This is a genomic window from Candidatus Omnitrophota bacterium, assembly GCA_028716565.1.
Taxonomy (GTDB): Bacteria; Omnitrophota; Gorgyraeia; order Pluralincolimonadales; family Pluralincolimonadaceae; genus Pluralincolimonas.
This window is the reverse complement of the sequence record JAQUPL010000001.1, coordinates 172,192-189,810: the sequence shown is the minus strand read 5'-3', so window position 1 is coordinate 189,810 and position 17,619 is coordinate 172,192. Positions and strand designations below refer to the sequence as shown.

Sequence of the window (17,619 nt, the reverse complement as noted above, 5' to 3'; positions counted from 1 at the left end):
ACTAAAGGAACCAATAATAAAATCAGCAGAAAAGGCATCCCCTTCCTCCAGTTAATTGGAGTACGGGAATATCATACACCTTTGGGGCGGGTCAGTAAACCGAATAATCCTGTAAGGCCGGTAAACAGAAGAACCAGCGAGCTCGGTTCCGGCACAACATCCAAGCTGACGTCATCGAAGTCAATATAGCTGCCGGCTGAAGCGACTGAGCAGCGCACTTTGGCATAAGCGGTATAACTGGGGGCAACCAGCCAGTCCGTTTCTATCTTATCGTATTGCTGGTCTCCCGGGATCCGCTGCCAGGAACGCTCCTGCTGGAAGGAAGTCGTGCCGGTAGAGTTATAAAAAGTTATGGAGATCGACGCGTCACCGCCGTCTTGCGGCATATACAGGTATGAAGACAGCTTGTAGGTGGCATTCGGCGTTAAATTGACGGTTTGGGTTATCCATCCGTAGTTAGTTATTCTTGCCTCATACTGGCCCGTGTAAGGGTTTGCGCTTGATACATTCTCAGAGCCGAAAGCGTAAGGAGCCCATCCGCTGAAATTACCCGTCTCAAATCCCGGGTTGACCAGCAGATTGGCGCTTGCCGCCGCAGGGAACGTTAGCAGGATCGCGATTATTATAATAGTTGATTTTTTCATATTATCGTCACGTATCGAAGATACTCTAATGTACCATTAATTGACATTATTACAAGAGGAAATATTTGCTTTTTTGCTTAATTTTCTGCTATTGCGGGATTTTGGGGACGTGTCACTTTGGGACACTCCGTCAGGATTTATTCTACTCCAAACAAAAACCCTCTGCAACTATTATAATTGCAGAGGGTTGTGATTGCGTGCCTATTCCTATGGAAAGGATTAGTCTTCCTTCGGGACTGGATGTTACTTCTCGTCAAGGGTTTTAAGGTACTTATAATAATCGCTGTCGGTGGTCAGGATCACCGTTGAATTCCCGTCGATGGTCTCCTTATACGTCTCGAGCGTCTTCAGAAATGAATAAAAACCGGGATCCTGGCTGTAGGCCTTGCCGTAGATGCTGACGGCTTCGGCATCGGCTTTACCTATTACAAGCTGGGCTTTCCTGTATGCCTCCGAAGAGATCTCCTTTAACTCTTTGGCCACCTGCCCTTCGATCTCCGCGGATTTTCCCTGGCCTTCGGAGCGGTATTTCTCGGCGGCGCGTTTTCTCTCGGCGATCATGCGGTCATAGACCTTATTGCGCACGTCCTCGACATAGTTTATGCGTTTAATGCGCACATCGTCTATCTCTATGCCGTACTGCGGGGCGAGGACCTTCGCCTTGTCCAGGATAGCCTTCTCCAGCAGTTCCCTGCCGACACTTATCCTTTCCAGCGCCTCATCCGTGACTATCAGGTCTTCTCCTTCGATCTTTGTCTCCAGGATGCGGTTTGAATCCCTTACGGCCTCGACCAAAAGATGGCTGGTAACCACGTCCCTGGTCGCAGAATTGATGATATCGTCCAACCTGCCCTGGGCGCCGATCTCATTACCCACCGACTGCAGGAATTTCAGGGAATCCACGATCCTCCATCGCGCGGTCGTATCCACCCAGATATACTTCTTATCTCTGGTCGGGATCTGGTTCGGGTCCCCGTCCCAATCAAGCAGCCTCTTGTCAAAATAATGGGCAGTCTGGATAAAAGGCCTCTTAAGATGCAGCCCCGAGGAGGTGATCGGGTTTCCTATGGGTTTGCCGAATTGCGTGATCACCACCTGGTGCACTTCATCGACAATATATACAGCCCCGGTGGCAAAAGCGGCGATCACCAGGACCAATACTCCTACAGATAAAGCGATAATGGAACTCAGTTTCTTCATTATCGTTGGCCCTCCTTGTTTTTCATGTCGAGCATAGGAAGAATCGACCTCTGCTCTGGATCAATTATATATTTTTCTCTTGCCTTAGGGAGGACTTCCGTTAAGGTCTCTAAGTATAGCCTCTTCCTGGTTATCTCCGGGGCATTGTTATATTCCTTTAATGTTATCAGGAACCGTTCCGATTCGCCCTTTGCCCTGTTTGTCTTATCCGTAGCGTAACCTTCCGCTTCGCGGATGGTCTTCTCCGCCTGGCCCCTGGCCTTGGGGATGACCTTGTTGTAGGCCTCCCACGCCTGGTTGATCATCTTTTCCTTTTCCTGTTTTGCCTCGTTTACCTCGTTGAAAGCCGGTTTTACCTTCTCGGGAGGATTAACATCCAGCAGTTTTACCGTGACTATCTGGACCCCCACGTTGTAATTATCCAGGATCTTCTGGATCTCCTGCTGCGCGAGATCGTCTATCTCCTCACGCTTTGTGGTAAGCACTTCGTCGACCGTATAATCGCCGACAAAACGCCGCATCACCACTTCGGAAATATCGTCGATGTTATCCATAGGGTTGCGGGTGGCAAAGATCAGCTTAACGGGGTCTTTTATCTTGAATTGGATTATCCAGCGCACGTCCAGGATATTCAAATCCCCGGTAAGCATCAGGGACTGGTCTTTGTTGCCTCCGCTTCTATAGTCGGTCCTTGTTCCCGGTTTTACGGTCCTAAAGCCGAACTCCTCTTTAAAGACCTTCTTCACCTTAACCGGGGTCACCTTGTCTATCTCGAAAGGCAATTTTACATGCAGTCCGGGCGAGCTTAAGCCGATATACTTGCCGAATCTCTGGATCACGCCTACCTCATCCGGGCCGATAGAGTAAACAACCCCTTTTATGCCGATAAGAATGATGAATATCACGATGAACCATCGCAAAAATTTCCAAAAATCAACCAGTCTTTTCCTTCCCATGCCGATTATCTCATCGGGATTAGGGACGTTCTGCCAGTCCATGATCTACGCCTCCCGTTTTAATTCATCCTTATAAAACAAAAACCGCCATCTGTTTTTTCACAGATGGCGGCCCGACCATCCAAATTGACTTCTCCTTCAGAAATAAATTAATATTTCTGACCCGATTAATTGTCTTATGGTTTCATACTATGTTATTTAAATATCCTTGTCAAGGGAAAACGGCGAGTCAGTGTTCGGAGAGGTATCTGAACGCGCTCAGGCAGGCCTTGCAGCCCTCCCTTGCCACTATGATTATTTTAACGCTTTTGCTTGCGCAGCTCGATCTCGCTGTGAAGCTGTTTGCTGATGATCTTCTCTGTTTCCGCCTTTGTATCGGCAGCCTTGACAAGCTCTTCCTGCAGTCTTATGCATTCAGCGGCCTCTTTTTTGACTTCCCGCCATCTGCGCCAGGAGAAGATCGCGAAGCCGATGCTTAAGGTCAAAAGGAATGTTATGATCTCGTCTACATAAGTTATCAAATGGGGATATTTATTGAACAGGCTTACGATAAACTCGAATACGCTAAAAAAATACGAGATGACCAATACGATGACGGTGACGACGATCAATACCACCAGGTCTCTAAATGCGCTTGTGATCCGGACCGGGATGTTTGTGATGTCTTCGCACTTATTACACAATTCCGGGTCCTTTTCGGAGGGCTTGATCTTGAAGATCCTGGCCGCTACCCATATATACATAAACCCTTCCAGCGGGACCCTGCATTTTTTGCATCTCTTTATCACGCCTTATCCCCTTTCCTGACCTTCCCCTTTTGACGCGTCCCCTATATTAATGCGTTATTTTAATGGATCTCATTATGAGTTCAGCCCGTTTCAGGTATTTATCATAATTCTTCTTTTCGGCTGAATAAGTCAAGGTGAACGCCTTTGAATCCGTGATAAACGTGTATGACTTATATTTAAGGCTTCTAGTCTGTGCGCTGCCAGTATAAACCATAAAATAAGCATTCTTGCCGTCTATTTTAGCGTTGTTCTTTTCTATCAATTTAAAAGCCGGTATTATGCTTGGGGCATTCTTAAGCGAAATCGTCTCATACTCATCCAAACTCATCGGATTCTTAGCCAGGTCTTCGATAGTGACACCGACGTTTTCTGTAAAACCGTCCGAGTTACCCTCGCGCGGAGACAAAAAGAATACCATACCGCTTAATTCCCTGGCTTGCCAGGAAGAAGGATAATTTATCGCGAAATTGAAATAAGGGCTCATGTAAGTCCTTTGTTCTTCCGCGTTGATGCCGGCAACCTGAGAAAACAAGGCGACGCTTAAAACAAGAATAAAAAGTGTTTTTTTCATCTCCACTCCTTTTGAGATCTCCGGGGCCCTATTGCGAAGGCTCTTCCTTCGGATATTTTACCAATTCCAGGTCGTCCAGATAAACCGTCCCCTTGGGTATCCCGTATCCGCTCTTGAAGACGAAGACTATCTCAAGGATGCGGTCCCAGTCCTTGATGTTCGCAAATTTGATAAGCGGTATCGATATCTTCTGCCATTTTCCGGCGGCGGTCCTGTCAATATACGGATCGGCATTCACCATAGATGACCTGTCTACCCCCATCATATACACGCCGTCGCTGTCGGCATCCTCATGCACCTCTATCGTGAAGTCGGCTCCCCCCTTCGGGTCCTTGAATTGGAATTCCAGGAAATCGTGGCCGCGCAGGGCCGCAAATGATATTACCTCGACATTCCTGCCTTCGACTTCGATATTCTTCTTGACGGTCAGCATAGTCCAGTAAAAAGCGAAACTCCCTCTCTTGGTCACGTCAAAATCAAGCTTGAGCGACGCGCCTTTGTCGCCGTACCTTTCTTTGGGGTCATCGGTAAACGACGGTATGCACTTGATCCCGGCTTCCTCATAGCCCTGCGTCTTACCGCCCAGCAAATTGAACATCACTTTGCCGTCGAAATCATCTATCTTGAGGACACTGACCTGCATCTCTTCGCAAAAGACAGGGCCCGGCATCAAAAGCCCCGCCGCCAAAAGTAATAATAGGATTATCTTCTTCGAGCGCATCTTTGTCCCCTTCCTATTGGGATTGTTCTTTCTCCGAGAACATTATATCGTCAACGTAAATGGCGCCCTTCCTGACATCCGCGGTTATGTCGTCGAACGTGAAGACGAGCTCTTTCATCTTCGACCAATCGGATATCGAGCCAAGCGCCTTTAGTTCCTGCATCGGTATTACTATCTTTTGCCAGCCGAGGGTTATGTCTTTGACAAGGTATACCACGCGCTCGCCCTTGTTATTTTTCATCTCGACCTTGAATTGGGTCGTAAATCCCCTTTCGTTGTCGCCTTTGATCAGCATGCTCATCTCGTCGTAAGAACTGAGGTCCGCGTTGTTGAGCTTGATATAGATGCCGTTGAACGCCGGCATAGACGACGCCACGCTATATGATATCTTCAGGACATGGGTCTCGACCCCTGCTTTGCCCAATACGTCCTTCATGGGTACTACCTCAATGGAACAGCTCTGATTAGGGTCGGCAGGATTGTAATCCCACGTGCCGATGTCGGTGCCGATGTCGGTGCGGCCGTTATTCTCAAAACTTGCAACCATAAGGTCCGCGGCAAGCGCCGCCCTGCAGGGCATCACAAGCACACACAATAAAAGAACGGATAAAGCAATAACTTTCATAGGTTCATTCCTCCTCAGTGTTCCGACAAATACCTGAACGCGCTCAGGCAGGCCTTGGAGCCCTCACCTGCGGCAATGATTATCTGCTTCTCCGGGACGTCGGTGACGTCGCCTGCAGCAAAGATGCCCTGGATGTTCGTCTCGTTGCGGCTATTGACCTTGATCTCGCCAACCTCGTTCTTGGCCAGGTCTTTGGCGAAATCGGTGTTTGGGATCAGGCCTATCTCTACAAAGATCCCCTGGACGCTTACGGTGCGTTCCTCGCCGCTGACAGCTATCTTTACGGCATTTACAAATTTGTCGCCCAAAACAGCGGTTACGCGGCTCTCGTTAAAGACCGTGACGATAGGGTCTTTTTCGACCTTTTCGCGCATCACAGGGTCTCCCCCGAGCCGCGGAGTATTATTTATGACGTATATTTTTTTCGCTATCTTTACCATTTGCAGGGCGGCGTCAAGGGCTGAGTTTCCGCCTCCGATAATGGCCACATCCTTCCCGGAAAATAACGGGCCGTCGCAGGTGGCGCAATAGGTCAGCCCCCTGTTCTTGAACTCCTTCTCTCCCGGCACCCTCAGTTCGCGGGACTTCTTGCCGGAAGCGACTATTACGGCCTTGGCCCTGTACTCGCCCTTGTCGGTCTTTACCAACGATGTATCCACCAGTTTTTTAAGGTCGATGGCCATCTCACCTTCCTTGAGCGCGATGTTATACTTGCGCATATGCTCTTCGAATTTCGAGGCAAGGTCAGGCCCGCTTATGAACTGGTAGCCGGTATAATTCTCGATGTCGCCGCTCCAGGCGGCCTGGCCGCCGATATCAGGGCTTATGACCAGGATGCTCATCTTTTTGCGCGCCGCGTAAACGGCCGCGGTGATGCCCGCCGGGCCCGCGCCTATGATTATAAGGTCATAGACGCTCATATCCCCAATTCTTTTTTTATTTCTTCTTTATCGAAGCCGACTATTATCTTGCCCTCGATGTCCAGGACCGGGACGCCCATCTGGCCGGAGAGCTTGACCATCTCCTCGGATTTCTGCTGGTCCGCGCCGACGTCAAAATTCTCAAACGGGACATTATTTTCTTCCAGGAATTTTTTGGCCCTTATGCAATGCGGGCAGGTGGGCGTGCTGTAGATTTTTACCTTTTTCATCGCGGCCTCCTTACGGGTTTTTTAAAATTTCTCCCAGTGCATGACTTCTTTCAGCGGACGCTTCTGGTGAGGTTGAGGTTTTTCTTTAGGGTATCCGAGCGAGATGATGCTTATCAATTTAAAATCTGCAGGGACATTGAGGGCTTTCGCGATCTCTGTCCCGTAGTCTTTCTTATCCCCGGCTATCCAGCAGGATGCTATTCCCTGGGCGGCGGCGGCGAGAAGGATGTTTTCGGTAGCGCCGCATCCGTCCTCAAGGTAATACTTGGTGTCCTTGCAGAACGTGACTATAGCCGCCGATGCCCCGGACATGAATTTGCCGTGGTCGGTGATATCCGCGAGTTCCTTTACCTTTTCCTTGTTGGTTACGATTACAAATTCCCACGGCTGTTCGCCCCTCGCGGTCGGGGCCAGGCGGCCGGCATCTACCATCTTCTCCAATTTCTCTTTTTCAACGGGTTTATCGCTGTATTCCCTGACGCTTATCCTGCTTTTGAACGCTTCAAAGATATCCATATCCTTTTTCCCTTCTTTCAGTATTTATAATAAAGGCCGGCGCTCAGCGAATCTTCGTCTATGAAATGGCCTTCTACCTTCAGGGTCAAGTCCTCCCTGAGGTCGAACCCGAAGCCGGCTATCACGCCGCCGTAATATCTCGGGTGCATCCTTTTCCTGTCGCCGTGGTTTACGCGATAGCCCTGGTCGAACAGTGACGCTTTCCCGCCGACGAACGGCTCGAACTTCCCGAATTTCTTGGACGCGAGGAGGTCGAGCTGCCAATCATCGAGGAAAGTCTCGTACAAATTACCGCCGACATTCTCATCCGTGGGATGGACGCTTATATGATGTAAGCCGAAAGTGGCCCTGGCCTTATACGAGGGCTTGTTCCAGAGGAGGATCCTGAACCCGTATCCTCCGGCGAAACCGGTCCCGTAATTGATCTCCGGCCTGTCTCCCCCGCTCTGCCTGACGTCGCCGACGCCAAGCTTGCCGTCGAACGCGAACCAGTCTAATACACCGTAAGACAGGTCGACAAAATGCTGGTAGCTCCTGATCCTGCCGTGGGAGTCGTTTAAGCTGTGTTTAAATACAAGGTTGGCTTGATATCCTATCGAGATCTTTCCTTTGTCCGGGGTATCGGTGCCGTATGCCGGAGCCGCGGAAACTCGGGAAAAATAAAACAGGAAAAGCAAAACCAGCGTAATAAAAAATGATCTAAGCATGCGCATATTATACCGCAATGGGCGGGTTTTTAGGATTTTTTTCGATAAAAAAGGAGACCGGCGAGGCCCAGGCCGAATATGACGGCGGTCTTGTGTTCCGGCACCGTATTCTCGTTGGGCACCGAACCGTTTAATATGCTGTAAGCGCCTGTGTATTCCGGGGCCGCTTCGACAGCCGTTTCTTCTGCCTCGGCAACTTGTATAGCGGGCGAAATCCCGGGAGGCACCGATGTGAGCCCGCCGTATTTTTTTACGCGGATATTATCGAGATAAACCGGGTCTACCGAACCGTCGCCGGGATACACTACGAACATCACGTTATTTGCCGTAGTGACATAATCAAACGGGGCCTTGAAATCTCTTGAGCTGATCTCGAATGTGACATTCTTGTTCAGCCCGCTTTTGAGGGTCTTGGGAACGCTTTCGTGGTAATTGCCTGTCTCGAAAGCGAGCGCTATCTTACAGGGGTCTCCGCTGTTATAGATATCCAGGATCACCTGGTTCGCGAAAGAAACATTAAGATTGGCGTTCGTCTTCCTGATGATGACGCCGCTCGCGGGGATCTCTCCGTTAACGTTCACCGCCAGGCTGCTGTTCCCCTCTGTCTTGTGGTCGGCGGTAACGGCCATTTTGCCGCCGGTGTTCATGCTCCAATTGTTGTTACTTTCAAGCCCGTCCCACAATATGACGTCCCCGTCCTGCGCATAAGCGGATTGGCTCAAAACAAAAAGGAGCAAGGCACAATAAGCTGTTATACTTAATGCCGTTTGCTCCTTGATTTGCGAACAAATAGGGGTTTTACCGACTCTCATGACAAACTTATTATAACTCTTTACAAATTAAGTGTCAAAACAAAAATCTCATGAGAGGGCTTATCTTCCCTCTATTTCTTATTTACCGAAAGGCAACAGTTTCTTTACTGCTTCGCTCGCCGCGCCGACCGCATTCTTCGTCGCGTTAACGAGCGCATCCGAGGCGGCGCTCTTCAACGGGCTAAGGTCAAAATGGGCGAGAGACGCGATGCTGGTATTGGCCAGGGCCTTGAAGACGACCAAAGAAGCGAAAGAATACGGGTCGGTTATATTGGCGTAACGCTCATTAACCCCTATATTGAACTCTTTCACCACCGGTTCGCCAGGCCGGGAATAATCTTTATATATGACCTTGTCTATCTTTAGCTCCAGGACGTCGATCTTAAACTTCTTATCCCGGTTCTTGTCCCCTCTCTTTCGGTCCGTCTGCGCCTGTATAGGTTTTAAGCAATCGAGATTCAGCTTGCCGTTCGCGTTCTTTACGACCACAAACTCCTTGATATTGAGTTTTACTTCTTTGAGATGTTTGGTGCCGGTCAGAAATGAGCCGGGATAGTAGCTGATATAAACACCCGGCATATCCACCATGACCCTGTCCCTGAAATCTTTCGGCGGATTGTATAATTTAAACCCTTTTACATCGACCGCGCTCTTGAAAACGCCTAAGCTGAGGTGTTGTACGCTAGCTGAAAGGTCAGTAAAGGAACTTACCCCTAAGGTCAAAAGCGAACCGGCGATAAAGTCTTTCGCGAGAAATAAGACAACGAGGACTGCGGCAATTATGATAAGTATCTTTTTCATGCCCCCCTCCTTTCTTTTTTCTACTTGGTTATCACGAATACGGCGTTTAAGGCGAAAAGATTGGGGAAAAAATCGGCCGCCCCGCCCTTCGCCAGATAATGCTCGCTGATGATAGAGATCCCCTTTTCCGCGCAGAACTCCTTAAAGTCGCTTATGCTCAGGAAATGCAGGTTAGGGGTATTATACCACCTGTATGGCAACGAGGGGGTAACCGGCGTCTTGCCTTTTAGGAAAAGCCGGAACCTTGCCCTCCAGTAGGCAAAGTTGGGAAATCCTACTATTACGTTCCTTCCCACCCTCAGCGCCTCGTTTATCACGAAATCTACCTTCCTAACCTCCTGCATGCTCTGGTTGAGTATCACATAGTCGAAAGATTTATCCGGATACTCGGTGAGCCCGCTGTCTATATCACCGTGGAATACGCTTAATCCCTTCTCCACGCATTTATAGATGGCGTCTTCGCTCAACTCTATCCCCTGCGCCTTTATCCCCTTTCCCTTCGAGAGGAGACAAAGGAGGTCCCCTTCGCCGCAGCCGAGGTCCAATACCCTCGAGCCGGGTTCGACGATCCCGTATATTATCTTATAGTCCGGTCTCTTTATTTCTTCAGCCATTTATTTTATTCGCCTTCCTTGTATACTTTTTTAAGAAAGTGCCTGATCAAATGCGTCTCCTCCTCAACCTCGAGAAGGAACGCGTCGTGCCCGTAAGTCGACTTGACCTCGCAATACGTGGCGTCGACATGCCTCGTCTTAAGCTGGCGCACGATATCCTGCAGCTGGTAAGACGGGTAGAGCCAGTCCGACTTAAAGGCAATGACCAGGAAGCGGGTATCTACGGCCTTACCCTGGCGTATAAGCTTACCGTCAGAAAGATCGAAATAATCGAGGGCCTTGGTTATATAGAGATATGAATTGGCGTCAAAGCGTTTCACGAAGGCGTCGCCCTTGTATCTCAAATAACCCTCTACCTCGAAATCGGTCTTGAACGTAAAGCTGTAATTCTTCTCTTTAAGCCGGCGCGAGAACTTCTCTTCCATCGACTGGTCGCTCATGTAAGTTATGTGGCCGACCATGCGCGCGACTGCCAGGCCCCTCTCGGGTTGGCCGTGCCCGTAATAGTCCCCTTCCCTCCACTCCGGGTCAGCCATTACCGCCTGCCTTCCGACCTCGTTAAAAGCTATCTGCTGCGGGGAATGTTTCAGCGCCGAAGCAATGGGTATGGCAGAGCGCACCCTGTCAGGGTAAGACGCGACCCATTGGAGTGTCTGCATCCCGCCCATCGAGCCGCCTACCACGCAAAGCAGCTTGTCTATGCCGAGATGGCCTATCAAATGGCTCTGGGCATGGACCATATCGGATATCGTTATCAGCGGGAATTCCAGCGCGTAGGGCTTCCCCGTCTTCGGGTTGACCGAAGAAGGGCCTGTGCTCCCCTTGCATCCGCCGATGACATTGGAACAGATCACGAAATATTTCGTTGTATCAAAGGCCTTGCCCGGACCTATCATAGAATCCCACCAGCCCGGGTCCTTATCCCCTTCGTGGAAACCCGCGGCATGCGCGTCGCCTGAGAGAGCGTGCTCTATCAGTATCGCGTTGCTCTTCCGGCTGTTCAGGGTGCCATAGGTCTCATAAGCCAAAGTGATGGGGCCGAGGGCCTGGCCGGACTCCAGTTTCAGTTCGCGCGGGGGTTCCGCGAAAGTGAAGTATTTTATTTTTACTGTGCCTACGCTGTTCTCGACTGTCATTTTAACCTCAACCTTTGGTTTTTCCCAGGGCCTGTTCTATATCCGCGATGATATCATCTATATGCTCGAGGCCTATGGATAGCCTTATAAAATCGGGCGTGACGCCTGTCGCAAGGCGCTCTTCTTCGCTGAGCTGCTGGTGCGTCGTCGTAGCCGGGTGTATCGCGAGGCTCTTGGCGTCGCCGATATTCGCGACATGCGATATCAGCTCAAGCGATTCGATGAACTTCTTTCCGGACTCAAGGCCTCCCTTTACGCCGAAACCTATTATCGCTCCCGCGCCTTTCCCGAGATACTTCTTTGCCTTATCATAATCGGGACTCGATGGCAAGCCGGGATAATTGACCCATGCGACTTTAGGGTGCTTCTTTAAGTATTGGGCGACCGCCAGCGCGTTCTCCGAATGGCGCGGCATCCTGAGATGCAGGGTCTCAAGCCCCTGGAGCAAAAGGAAAGAATTGAACGGTGATATCGCCGGGCCGAGGTCCCTCAGGATGGTCACCCTGGCTTTTATTATATACGCTATATTGCCGAGCGGCTTTAGCGCCTCTACAAAGTTTATGCCGTGGTAGCTCGGGTCCGGTTCTGAGATGAGCGGGAACTTTCCGTTCGTCCAGTTGAACTTGCCTGAATCGACTATCACGCCGCCGATCGAGGTCCCGTGCCCGCCGATGAATTTCGTCGCCGAATAGACGACTATGTCCACGCCGAAATCTATCGGCCTGAGCAGGTAAGGTGTTGCGGTGTTGTCCAGGACAAGCGGTATCCCGTTCTTATGCGCTAACTTCGAGAGCTCTTCCAGGTCCGTGACATCAAGTTTCGGGTTCCCGACCGATTCCGCGTATATCGCCTTCGTCTTAGGGGTTATCGCCTTCTGGAAACCCGACAGGTCATTGGACTTGACGAACTTGACATCTATGCCAAAACGCTTGAACGTGTAATGGAAGAGATTATAGGTGCCGCCGTAAAGGTTATCCGCGGAGACTATCTCGTCGCCGTTCTGCACTATATTAAGGAGCGCCAGCGTTATAGCCGACTGTCCGCTAGCCACGGCCAACGCGCCCACACCGCCGTCCAACAGGGCCATCCTCTTCTCGAAGACGTCGGTAGTGGGATTCATGAGTCTCGTATAGATGTTCCCGAACTCTTTCAGCCCGAAAAGATCAGCGGCGTGTTGCGTGCTCTTGAACTGGTACGAGGTTGTCTGGTAGATCGGGACCGCCCTTGAGCCTGTCGTAGGGTCGGGCTCCTGCCCGCCGTGCAAAGCCAGTGATTCCACTTTCAACTTGCTGTCTATCTTGCTCATTTTCCCCTTTCGAAACCCGCTTGTGGTTAGCTCACCTAACCATTAAAACAAAAAACCCGCGCTAAAAAGCACGGGCCTCAAATAATCTTTGTTTGCTTTTTAGCACATTTATTAAGCGGAGCAATACGCCTCAAATCGCCGCTTTATCATTTTGTATAATTCTACCATCTATATTTTATTTGTCAAGAATAATTTTTGGCGGACGGGGATGGTGCTTCGTTTTATACTGTTCCCTGAGGGCTTCACGCAGCTCTTCTTCTTTAATAAAACCGAGCTCCTTAAGTATCTCGCCAAAGAGGACACCCCTCCTCCAGTGGAGGTTAAGGGCCTCGTCAAGCTGGTCCGGCGTCAGGAGTTTCTTCTCAAGGAGGATAGTCCCGAGCGGCACATAGGGATCCGAAGATACGTCCGGCTTCTTATAGAGCTGCGGCCCTACGAATTCCCCGGTCTTGCCGTTCCTTCTGTCCTCCATGAATTTGCTCCCGGATATCTCCTTAAGGAAGCCTTTGATCTCGGCCAATCTCTCGTTTATCTGGATTATGCTGCGCAATTCCGAGTGGCTTTCCCTGTTGACGACGGCGAGCGATATGCTCATAAGGTCCACTTTTACCATCTTGCGCGTCCTGTCTTTCGCGTAGATGAACCCCTGCTTCCTGTCATCCGGGGAATAGTGGAAAGGTATGATCCTGTCGAAAGCGAGGATCATGTTGTGGCAGACCTCTTTAAATTTATCGATGGAGGTTATGAACATGAAATCATCCCCTCCTATGTGGCCGATAAAATCCTCGCTGTTGCCGTATTTCTTGATAGTCGTATAAAGGACGTACGCGGTCTGCATTATGGCCCTGTCGCCCTTTAGGTAGCCGTAGACATCGTTGAAATATTTAAAACTGTCTATATCGAGGTATCCAAAAGAAAAAGAGATGTCTTTTTTTAGCCTCTCCTGCACCGCCTCTTCGATTATCCGCCCTCCGGGCAGGCCTGTAAGCGGGCTGGCGTAGAAACCGTATTGCGACCTCCGCATCGCCATCTCCACCCTCACGCGCAGGTCGAGCGGGTCCGGCGGCTTGATCAGGTAGTCGTCTACGCCCTGTTTCAGGTTCAGCAGCTGCGTCCTGAGCTGGCGCTTGTTGATGAGGGTTATGACCGGGATAAAGGCGGTAACGAAATCGTCTTTTAAAAGGCGGCATATCTCGAGGTGCGCCTTGCTGGCGGAATGCACATCCACCACTATGACGTCGGGAGATATCATCTTTATCGGCATGACTTCGTGAAGCGGGGATTCGTGCAGGAATACCTCATAACCCCAGCCGTCGAAACAAAAGCTTAAGACTTCCCTCAGGCTCTTGTCCGACGAAATGATAAGTATCTTTTTTATTCTGTCCAACTGCTATTTTTCCTGTTGGAGGACCTTCAAGAAAGCGTCCACCACCTTCGGGTCGAACTGTGTGCCGGAACTCTCCCTCACCATCTTTATCGCTTCATCTCTCGAAAAGGCCTTGCGGTAGGGGCGGTCAGAGGTCAGCGCCTCGTAGACATCGGAGACAGCGATTATCCGGGCCCCGATAGGTATCTCATCGCCCTTCAGCCCGTTCAGGTATCCGCCGCCGTCCCATCTCTCATGGTGATAGTATATCATGGGGATAACGCCCTGGAGCGATTGGATGGGCCTTAATATGTCCACCGCGATCTGGGGGTGCTTCCTTATCTCATCGAATTCCTTTTTCGTCAACTTCCCTTTTTTAAGGAGGATATTCTCGCTTATGCCTATCTTGCCGAGGTCGTGTAAAATGGAAGCTTTCCTGATCTTGTCCACTTCATCATTTGGAAGGTTGAGCTCGCGCGCGACCTCGGTAGCGTAATGCACGGTCTTCTCTACATGCTCGCCGGTATAATGGTCCTTGAGTTCAATAGTCTTGGCGAAAGCGAATATCGATTCTATCAGGCCCTGGTTCGCCTGCCTGGTCAACTTCTCCAATTCCTTCTTCAGCGACTTGACATCGGCCATCTTTTCGGTTTCGCCGGGAGAACTGCCCTTATCCTGCCTCTTCAGGTCGGATGACGAATAGACCCTGTTCCCCCCGAAGTCCTTGACCTTGACCAATATGTGGTCCGCCAGGTCAATGAGGTCCATCCCTTTTGATATCTTATCTTCGGGATACGACGCCACTGCGACGCTTATCTTGAGTTTTACTTTATGCGACTCATCCCCGAAATCGTAGAGGCTGATGACTTCGAGGATCCTTTCGGCAAGAGCCACGGCGTCTGCCCTGTCGGTAGCGGGAGATAATACCACAAATTCCTCTCCTCCCGTGCGCACCACTATGTCATACTGGCGGACCGCCATCTTGAGTTGCCGCGCGAATTGCTTAAGTATAACATCCCCGAACTGGTGGCCATAGACGTCGTTTATAGACTTAAAATAGTCTATGTCCGTAAGTATCGCCGAAAGTGGGTGAGCATATCTCTTGGCACGGAAGAATTCGGCCTCGATGACTTCGCCTAAATAACGGTGGTTGTAAAGGCCGGTGTGCGAATCCTTGAGGGCGAGCTGCTTGAAGATCCTGTTGGATTTGGTGAGCTCCTCATTGAGCTTCCCAAGGTTCTCTTTGGCGAGTTTTTGTTCGGTTATATCCCGGATAGATTCTATGGCGCCGGTAAGATTGCCTGACCTGTCGTAAAGCGGCGAGGCCTTGGCCCAGACAAAGATCCCTTTGCCGTGGTTCAGGGACGGCAAAAAAACCTCGGTGTACAGCACGTTACCTTCACGTTTTAAATAATCGTATTTACTTTCGATCTCGCGGCTGGATTTGAAGATGAGATCGACGAGGACAGGCCTTCTGTCCCCGTAAAAAGGGACGGCGTAGGCATAATCTCCCTTGCCGATGACTTCGCTCTTAGCAACACCCGTCATCTCCTCAATGGCCTTGTTCCAGGCGATGACCTTTCGGTTGCTATCTATGACGAAGGTTGCATCTGGAAGAAATTCAATAATATCAAAAAATTGGTCCTGGATGTCTTTTTCTCCCATGTTTTTAAATCATTATAATTATGCCACCAATGTCTTCAAAAGTCAAATTATTAGACTGGTGGCTAACGGGAGACGCTGAACTCGGTTTTTTTACGTAAGTTATTATCTACGAATAAAATAACCGTATACTTGCCTGGGGGGAGCTGTCCAACGGGGATTATAGCCGCGGGCTGGGAAGCGATATCAGTGCCGGGAAGGTCCTTATATTCCGCATATACCTCGATGCTTGAATCTTTTAAAACTACTTTCTTTACGGCTATCTTACTTAATTTTAAAAAGGCTCCCCTGAAAACAATGACCTCGATCTGGTCCTTCATTTTAAATGCCCGGGAAGGCCTATTGCCTTCAAGCAGCATCTGTTTAAGTGTGATCAGGGCCTGGCGGGGTGTGCCTTTTGCCAAATATACCTCTTCCCCGTAAGTCTTTTGGCCGGCCGCGCTCCCTCCTAAGGCGTAAAGGGTCACCATCACATTTCCCAATTCCAATTCTTTTTCGGGGACCCCCTCCCCTTCGGCCTGTCCGGAGGACGGAAGAGCCAGGAATAGAGAGGCCGCTATTACGGCAAAGGCCTTATTAAAGAGAGGCGGCATCAGTCGCCTCCGCTTAATTGTTTGATATCGGCAAAGACCTTTTCGATGTTCTTTATCTCCTTCTCGATCTCGCCGAGCAGCGCCTTCTGCCTTTCCGAGGTAAGAGGAATAGATATAGCGGTAAAAGATGCTATCAGGAAGATGATCAGGAGCGCGCCGTAGAGGACTTCAGTCAAGACGAAGAACTTTGCCAGGATATGTACCGGATAGATGTCCCCGTATCCGACTGTGGCGATAGTGATCGCGCTGTAATATATAAAATCCGCTATCGAGCCGAAACGGCCGAACCCGCCCAGTTCCGCGGCCGAAACGAAACTTGAATTTGTTATCTTATGGAGGCCGTAATATATGAAGGCGTAACCGAGTATCAGGAACATGAAGGTCGAAAAGAACCTCCCCAGGAACTTCTGGAGCAGGTTGGTCTTCGAGAAATTATCAACCTCGCTCTTTAGCTCCTCGAAGTAAGCGAGTTTGCCCCAGGCGTATGCCTCCATATGGTGCCTGTTCTCCAGATCCTTGAATTCGCCGCTCAGGTATTTAAGCAGCCTCTCACCCCAGCTTTTTATCTTATGGATGCGTATCTTGTAATCTATCAACGGATCGAGGGTCCAGGAGAAGATGATTATGAGCCAGAGGAACATGCCGGCCATCATCGCCGCGATCCCCAGCCAGATAAGCCAGCCCCGGGGGGCGAAGAAGATAAGGACGGCCGCCAGGACCATTAGCGCGGCCACCATCTCGCGCCTGTACGTAAGCCTTGTCCCGAAATGCCCGAAGAAGAGGGCCTTTGTCCGCGCGCCGAAAAAATCAAAGATAACGCTGGCCTTCTCGGAGATCCTGTCGATTTGGAATATTATTTTTTCGAGCATCCGTAGTGTCCTATTTTCTCTTTAACGCTCCAGTATTCGCCCCAATTATACGAGAAAGGTTTGGCCTTGGCGTAATCGATCCTCCCCGTCTCCGTCATCACCGACTCGTCTATGTGGACGGCGACGACCTCGGCCAGGAACACCTCGTGCGTTCCGAGAAGCATCGCGCTCTTCACTTTGCATTCGAGGTTTACAGGGCACTCTTTTATGAGCGGGGACTTGACGTGCGTGGCCGGTTCCGGGGTAAGCTTCGTCAGGGCAAACTTATCCGTGTCCCGCCCGGAAACCATCCCGCAGATATCGGTCTCTTTCATTATATCGGAAGTGGGGATATTCACCGTAAATTCCCCCGTTTCTTTTATCAGCGGGTGGGAGTGGCGGTGAGGCCTTATAGAGATGGAGACCATCGGCGGTTCCGAGCAGACGACGCCGGCCCACGCCAAAGTTATGATATTCGGCTTGCCGTTCTTTCCGACGCAGGTAACAAGGACGACCGGCAACGGGAAGAGCGCCACATCGCCTTTGATCTCTTTTTTAGCCATCTTCATCCCTCCGTTTTTTATTATAACATACCGCTATTCA

General features: G+C 50.2%; 21 protein-coding genes. All 21 read right to left on the bottom strand.

Annotation, left to right across the window (positions count from 1 at the left end; genetic code table 11):
- Positions 1-71 precede the first annotated feature (71 nt).
- Complete coding sequence (locus PHO67_01110) at positions 72-644, bottom strand: carbohydrate binding domain-containing protein (GenBank protein ID MDD5545747.1); 573 nt, start codon at positions 642-644, stop codon at positions 72-74.
- A gap of 243 nt (positions 645-887) precedes the next feature.
- Positions 888-1,844, bottom strand: coding sequence for a protease modulator HflC (gene hflC, locus PHO67_01105; GenBank protein ID MDD5545746.1), 957 nt, complete (start codon positions 1,842-1,844; stop codon positions 888-890).
- The gene (hflK, locus tag PHO67_01100; protein MDD5545745.1) at positions 1,844-2,842 is read right to left on the bottom strand and encodes an FtsH protease activity modulator HflK; all 999 of its coding nucleotides are present in this window, start codon (positions 2,840-2,842) and stop codon (positions 1,844-1,846) included. Before hflK ends, hflC begins: the two co-directional genes overlap by 1 nt.
- A gap of 257 nt (positions 2,843-3,099) precedes the next feature.
- Entirely contained in the window at positions 3,100-3,588 is a 489-nt protein-coding gene (locus tag PHO67_01095; GenBank protein ID MDD5545744.1) for a hypothetical protein, read from the bottom strand.
- A 46-nt stretch (positions 3,589-3,634) separates the two neighbouring features.
- Entirely contained in the window at positions 3,635-4,159 is a 525-nt protein-coding gene (locus PHO67_01090; protein ID MDD5545743.1) for a PsbP-related protein, read from the bottom strand.
- Between the two features lie 28 nt (positions 4,160-4,187).
- On the bottom strand, positions 4,188-4,880 hold the full coding sequence (locus tag PHO67_01085) for a hypothetical protein (protein ID MDD5545742.1): 693 nt from the start codon (positions 4,878-4,880) through the stop codon (positions 4,188-4,190).
- A 13-nt stretch (positions 4,881-4,893) separates the two neighbouring features.
- Entirely contained in the window at positions 4,894-5,505 is a 612-nt protein-coding gene (locus tag PHO67_01080; protein ID MDD5545741.1) for a carbohydrate binding domain-containing protein, read from the bottom strand.
- 14 nt (positions 5,506-5,519) lie between these two features.
- Entirely contained in the window at positions 5,520-6,425 is a 906-nt protein-coding gene (locus PHO67_01075) for an FAD-dependent oxidoreductase (protein ID MDD5545740.1), read from the bottom strand.
- On the bottom strand, positions 6,422-6,655 hold the full coding sequence (locus tag PHO67_01070) for a glutaredoxin domain-containing protein (GenBank protein ID MDD5545739.1): 234 nt from the start codon (positions 6,653-6,655) through the stop codon (positions 6,422-6,424). Before PHO67_01070 ends, PHO67_01075 begins: the two co-directional genes overlap by 4 nt.
- A 21-nt stretch (positions 6,656-6,676) precedes the next feature.
- Positions 6,677-7,171 carry a nitroreductase family protein gene (locus PHO67_01065; protein MDD5545738.1) on the bottom strand — a complete coding sequence of 165 codons (495 nt, stop codon included), beginning with the start codon at positions 7,169-7,171 and terminating at the stop codon, positions 6,677-6,679.
- A 17-nt stretch (positions 7,172-7,188) separates the two neighbouring features.
- The gene (locus PHO67_01060; protein ID MDD5545737.1) at positions 7,189-7,878 is read right to left on the bottom strand and encodes a hypothetical protein; all 690 of its coding nucleotides are present in this window, start codon (positions 7,876-7,878) and stop codon (positions 7,189-7,191) included.
- Between the two features lie 29 nt (positions 7,879-7,907).
- Positions 7,908-8,525, bottom strand: a complete 618-nt coding sequence (locus PHO67_01055; protein ID MDD5545736.1) for a hypothetical protein — start codon at positions 8,523-8,525, stop codon at positions 7,908-7,910.
- Between the two features lie 243 nt (positions 8,526-8,768).
- Positions 8,769-9,491 carry a hypothetical protein gene (locus tag PHO67_01050; protein MDD5545735.1) on the bottom strand — a complete coding sequence of 241 codons (723 nt, stop codon included), beginning with the start codon at positions 9,489-9,491 and terminating at the stop codon, positions 8,769-8,771.
- Between the two features lie 20 nt (positions 9,492-9,511).
- A complete protein-coding gene (gene metW / locus PHO67_01045) occupies positions 9,512-10,105 on the bottom strand; it encodes a methionine biosynthesis protein MetW (protein ID MDD5545734.1) in 594 nt (197 codons plus the stop codon).
- Between the two features lie 5 nt (positions 10,106-10,110).
- Positions 10,111-11,241 carry a homoserine O-acetyltransferase gene (locus tag PHO67_01040; protein ID MDD5545733.1) on the bottom strand — a complete coding sequence of 377 codons (1,131 nt, stop codon included), beginning with the start codon at positions 11,239-11,241 and terminating at the stop codon, positions 10,111-10,113.
- A gap of 7 nt (positions 11,242-11,248) precedes the next feature.
- On the bottom strand, positions 11,249-12,547 hold the full coding sequence (locus PHO67_01035) for an O-acetylhomoserine aminocarboxypropyltransferase/cysteine synthase (protein ID MDD5545732.1): 1,299 nt from the start codon (positions 12,545-12,547) through the stop codon (positions 11,249-11,251).
- A 175-nt stretch (positions 12,548-12,722) separates the two neighbouring features.
- On the bottom strand, positions 12,723-13,934 hold the full coding sequence (locus PHO67_01030) for a diguanylate cyclase (GenBank protein ID MDD5545731.1): 1,212 nt from the start codon (positions 13,932-13,934) through the stop codon (positions 12,723-12,725).
- 3 nt (positions 13,935-13,937) lie between these two features.
- Positions 13,938-15,578 (bottom strand): diguanylate cyclase, encoded by a 1,641-nt coding sequence (locus tag PHO67_01025; GenBank protein ID MDD5545730.1) that lies wholly within the window; start codon positions 15,576-15,578, stop codon positions 13,938-13,940.
- Positions 15,579-15,640: 62 nt separating this feature from the next.
- Complete coding sequence (locus PHO67_01020) at positions 15,641-16,168, bottom strand: hypothetical protein (protein ID MDD5545729.1); 528 nt, start codon at positions 16,166-16,168, stop codon at positions 15,641-15,643.
- Positions 16,168-17,037, bottom strand: a complete 870-nt coding sequence (locus PHO67_01015) for a potassium channel family protein (GenBank protein ID MDD5545728.1) — start codon at positions 17,035-17,037, stop codon at positions 16,168-16,170. Before PHO67_01015 ends, PHO67_01020 begins: the two co-directional genes overlap by 1 nt.
- A complete protein-coding gene (locus tag PHO67_01010; GenBank protein ID MDD5545727.1) occupies positions 17,022-17,579 on the bottom strand; it encodes a flavin reductase family protein in 558 nt (185 codons plus the stop codon). Before PHO67_01010 ends, PHO67_01015 begins: the two co-directional genes overlap by 16 nt.
- Positions 17,580-17,619 lie beyond the last annotated feature (40 nt).

Bases quoted from the DNA above. Each gene is read 5' to 3' on its own strand.
- PHO67_01075 (MDD5545740.1), bottom strand. From the start codon at position 6,425: ATGAGCGTCTATGACCTTATAATCATAGGCGCGGGCCCGGCGGGCATC.
- PHO67_01065 (MDD5545738.1), bottom strand. From the start codon at position 7,171: ATGGATATCTTTGAAGCGTTCAAAAGCAGGATAAGCGTCAGGGAATAC.
- PHO67_01010 (MDD5545727.1), bottom strand. From the start codon at position 17,579: ATGGCTAAAAAAGAGATCAAAGGCGATGTGGCGCTCTTCCCGTTGCCG.
- PHO67_01060 (MDD5545737.1), bottom strand. From the start codon at position 7,878: ATGCTTAGATCATTTTTTATTACGCTGGTTTTGCTTTTCCTGTTTTAT.
- hflK (MDD5545745.1), bottom strand. From the start codon at position 2,842: ATGGACTGGCAGAACGTCCCTAATCCCGATGAGATAATCGGCATGGGA.
- hflC (MDD5545746.1), bottom strand. From the start codon at position 1,844: ATGAAGAAACTGAGTTCCATTATCGCTTTATCTGTAGGAGTATTGGTC.
- metW (MDD5545734.1), bottom strand. From the start codon at position 10,105: ATGGCTGAAGAAATAAAGAGACCGGACTATAAGATAATATACGGGATC.
- PHO67_01090 (MDD5545743.1), bottom strand. From the start codon at position 4,159: ATGAAAAAAACACTTTTTATTCTTGTTTTAAGCGTCGCCTTGTTTTCT.
- PHO67_01020 (MDD5545729.1), bottom strand. From the start codon at position 16,168: ATGCCGCCTCTCTTTAATAAGGCCTTTGCCGTAATAGCGGCCTCTCTA.
- PHO67_01070 (MDD5545739.1), bottom strand. From the start codon at position 6,655: ATGAAAAAGGTAAAAATCTACAGCACGCCCACCTGCCCGCATTGCATA.
- PHO67_01015 (MDD5545728.1), bottom strand. From the start codon at position 17,037: ATGCTCGAAAAAATAATATTCCAAATCGACAGGATCTCCGAGAAGGCC.
- PHO67_01035 (MDD5545732.1), bottom strand. From the start codon at position 12,547: ATGAGCAAGATAGACAGCAAGTTGAAAGTGGAATCACTGGCTTTGCAC.
- PHO67_01025 (MDD5545730.1), bottom strand. From the start codon at position 15,578: ATGGGAGAAAAAGACATCCAGGACCAATTTTTTGATATTATTGAATTT.
- PHO67_01085 (MDD5545742.1), bottom strand. From the start codon at position 4,880: ATGCGCTCGAAGAAGATAATCCTATTATTACTTTTGGCGGCGGGGCTT.
- PHO67_01040 (MDD5545733.1), bottom strand. From the start codon at position 11,241: ATGACAGTCGAGAACAGCGTAGGCACAGTAAAAATAAAATACTTCACT.
- PHO67_01055 (MDD5545736.1), bottom strand. From the start codon at position 8,525: ATGAACACCGGCGGCAAAATGGCCGTTACCGCCGACCACAAGACAGAG.
- PHO67_01050 (MDD5545735.1), bottom strand. From the start codon at position 9,491: ATGAAAAAGATACTTATCATAATTGCCGCAGTCCTCGTTGTCTTATTT.
- PHO67_01080 (MDD5545741.1), bottom strand. From the start codon at position 5,505: ATGAAAGTTATTGCTTTATCCGTTCTTTTATTGTGTGTGCTTGTGATG.
- PHO67_01110 (MDD5545747.1), bottom strand. From the start codon at position 644: ATGAAAAAATCAACTATTATAATAATCGCGATCCTGCTAACGTTCCCT.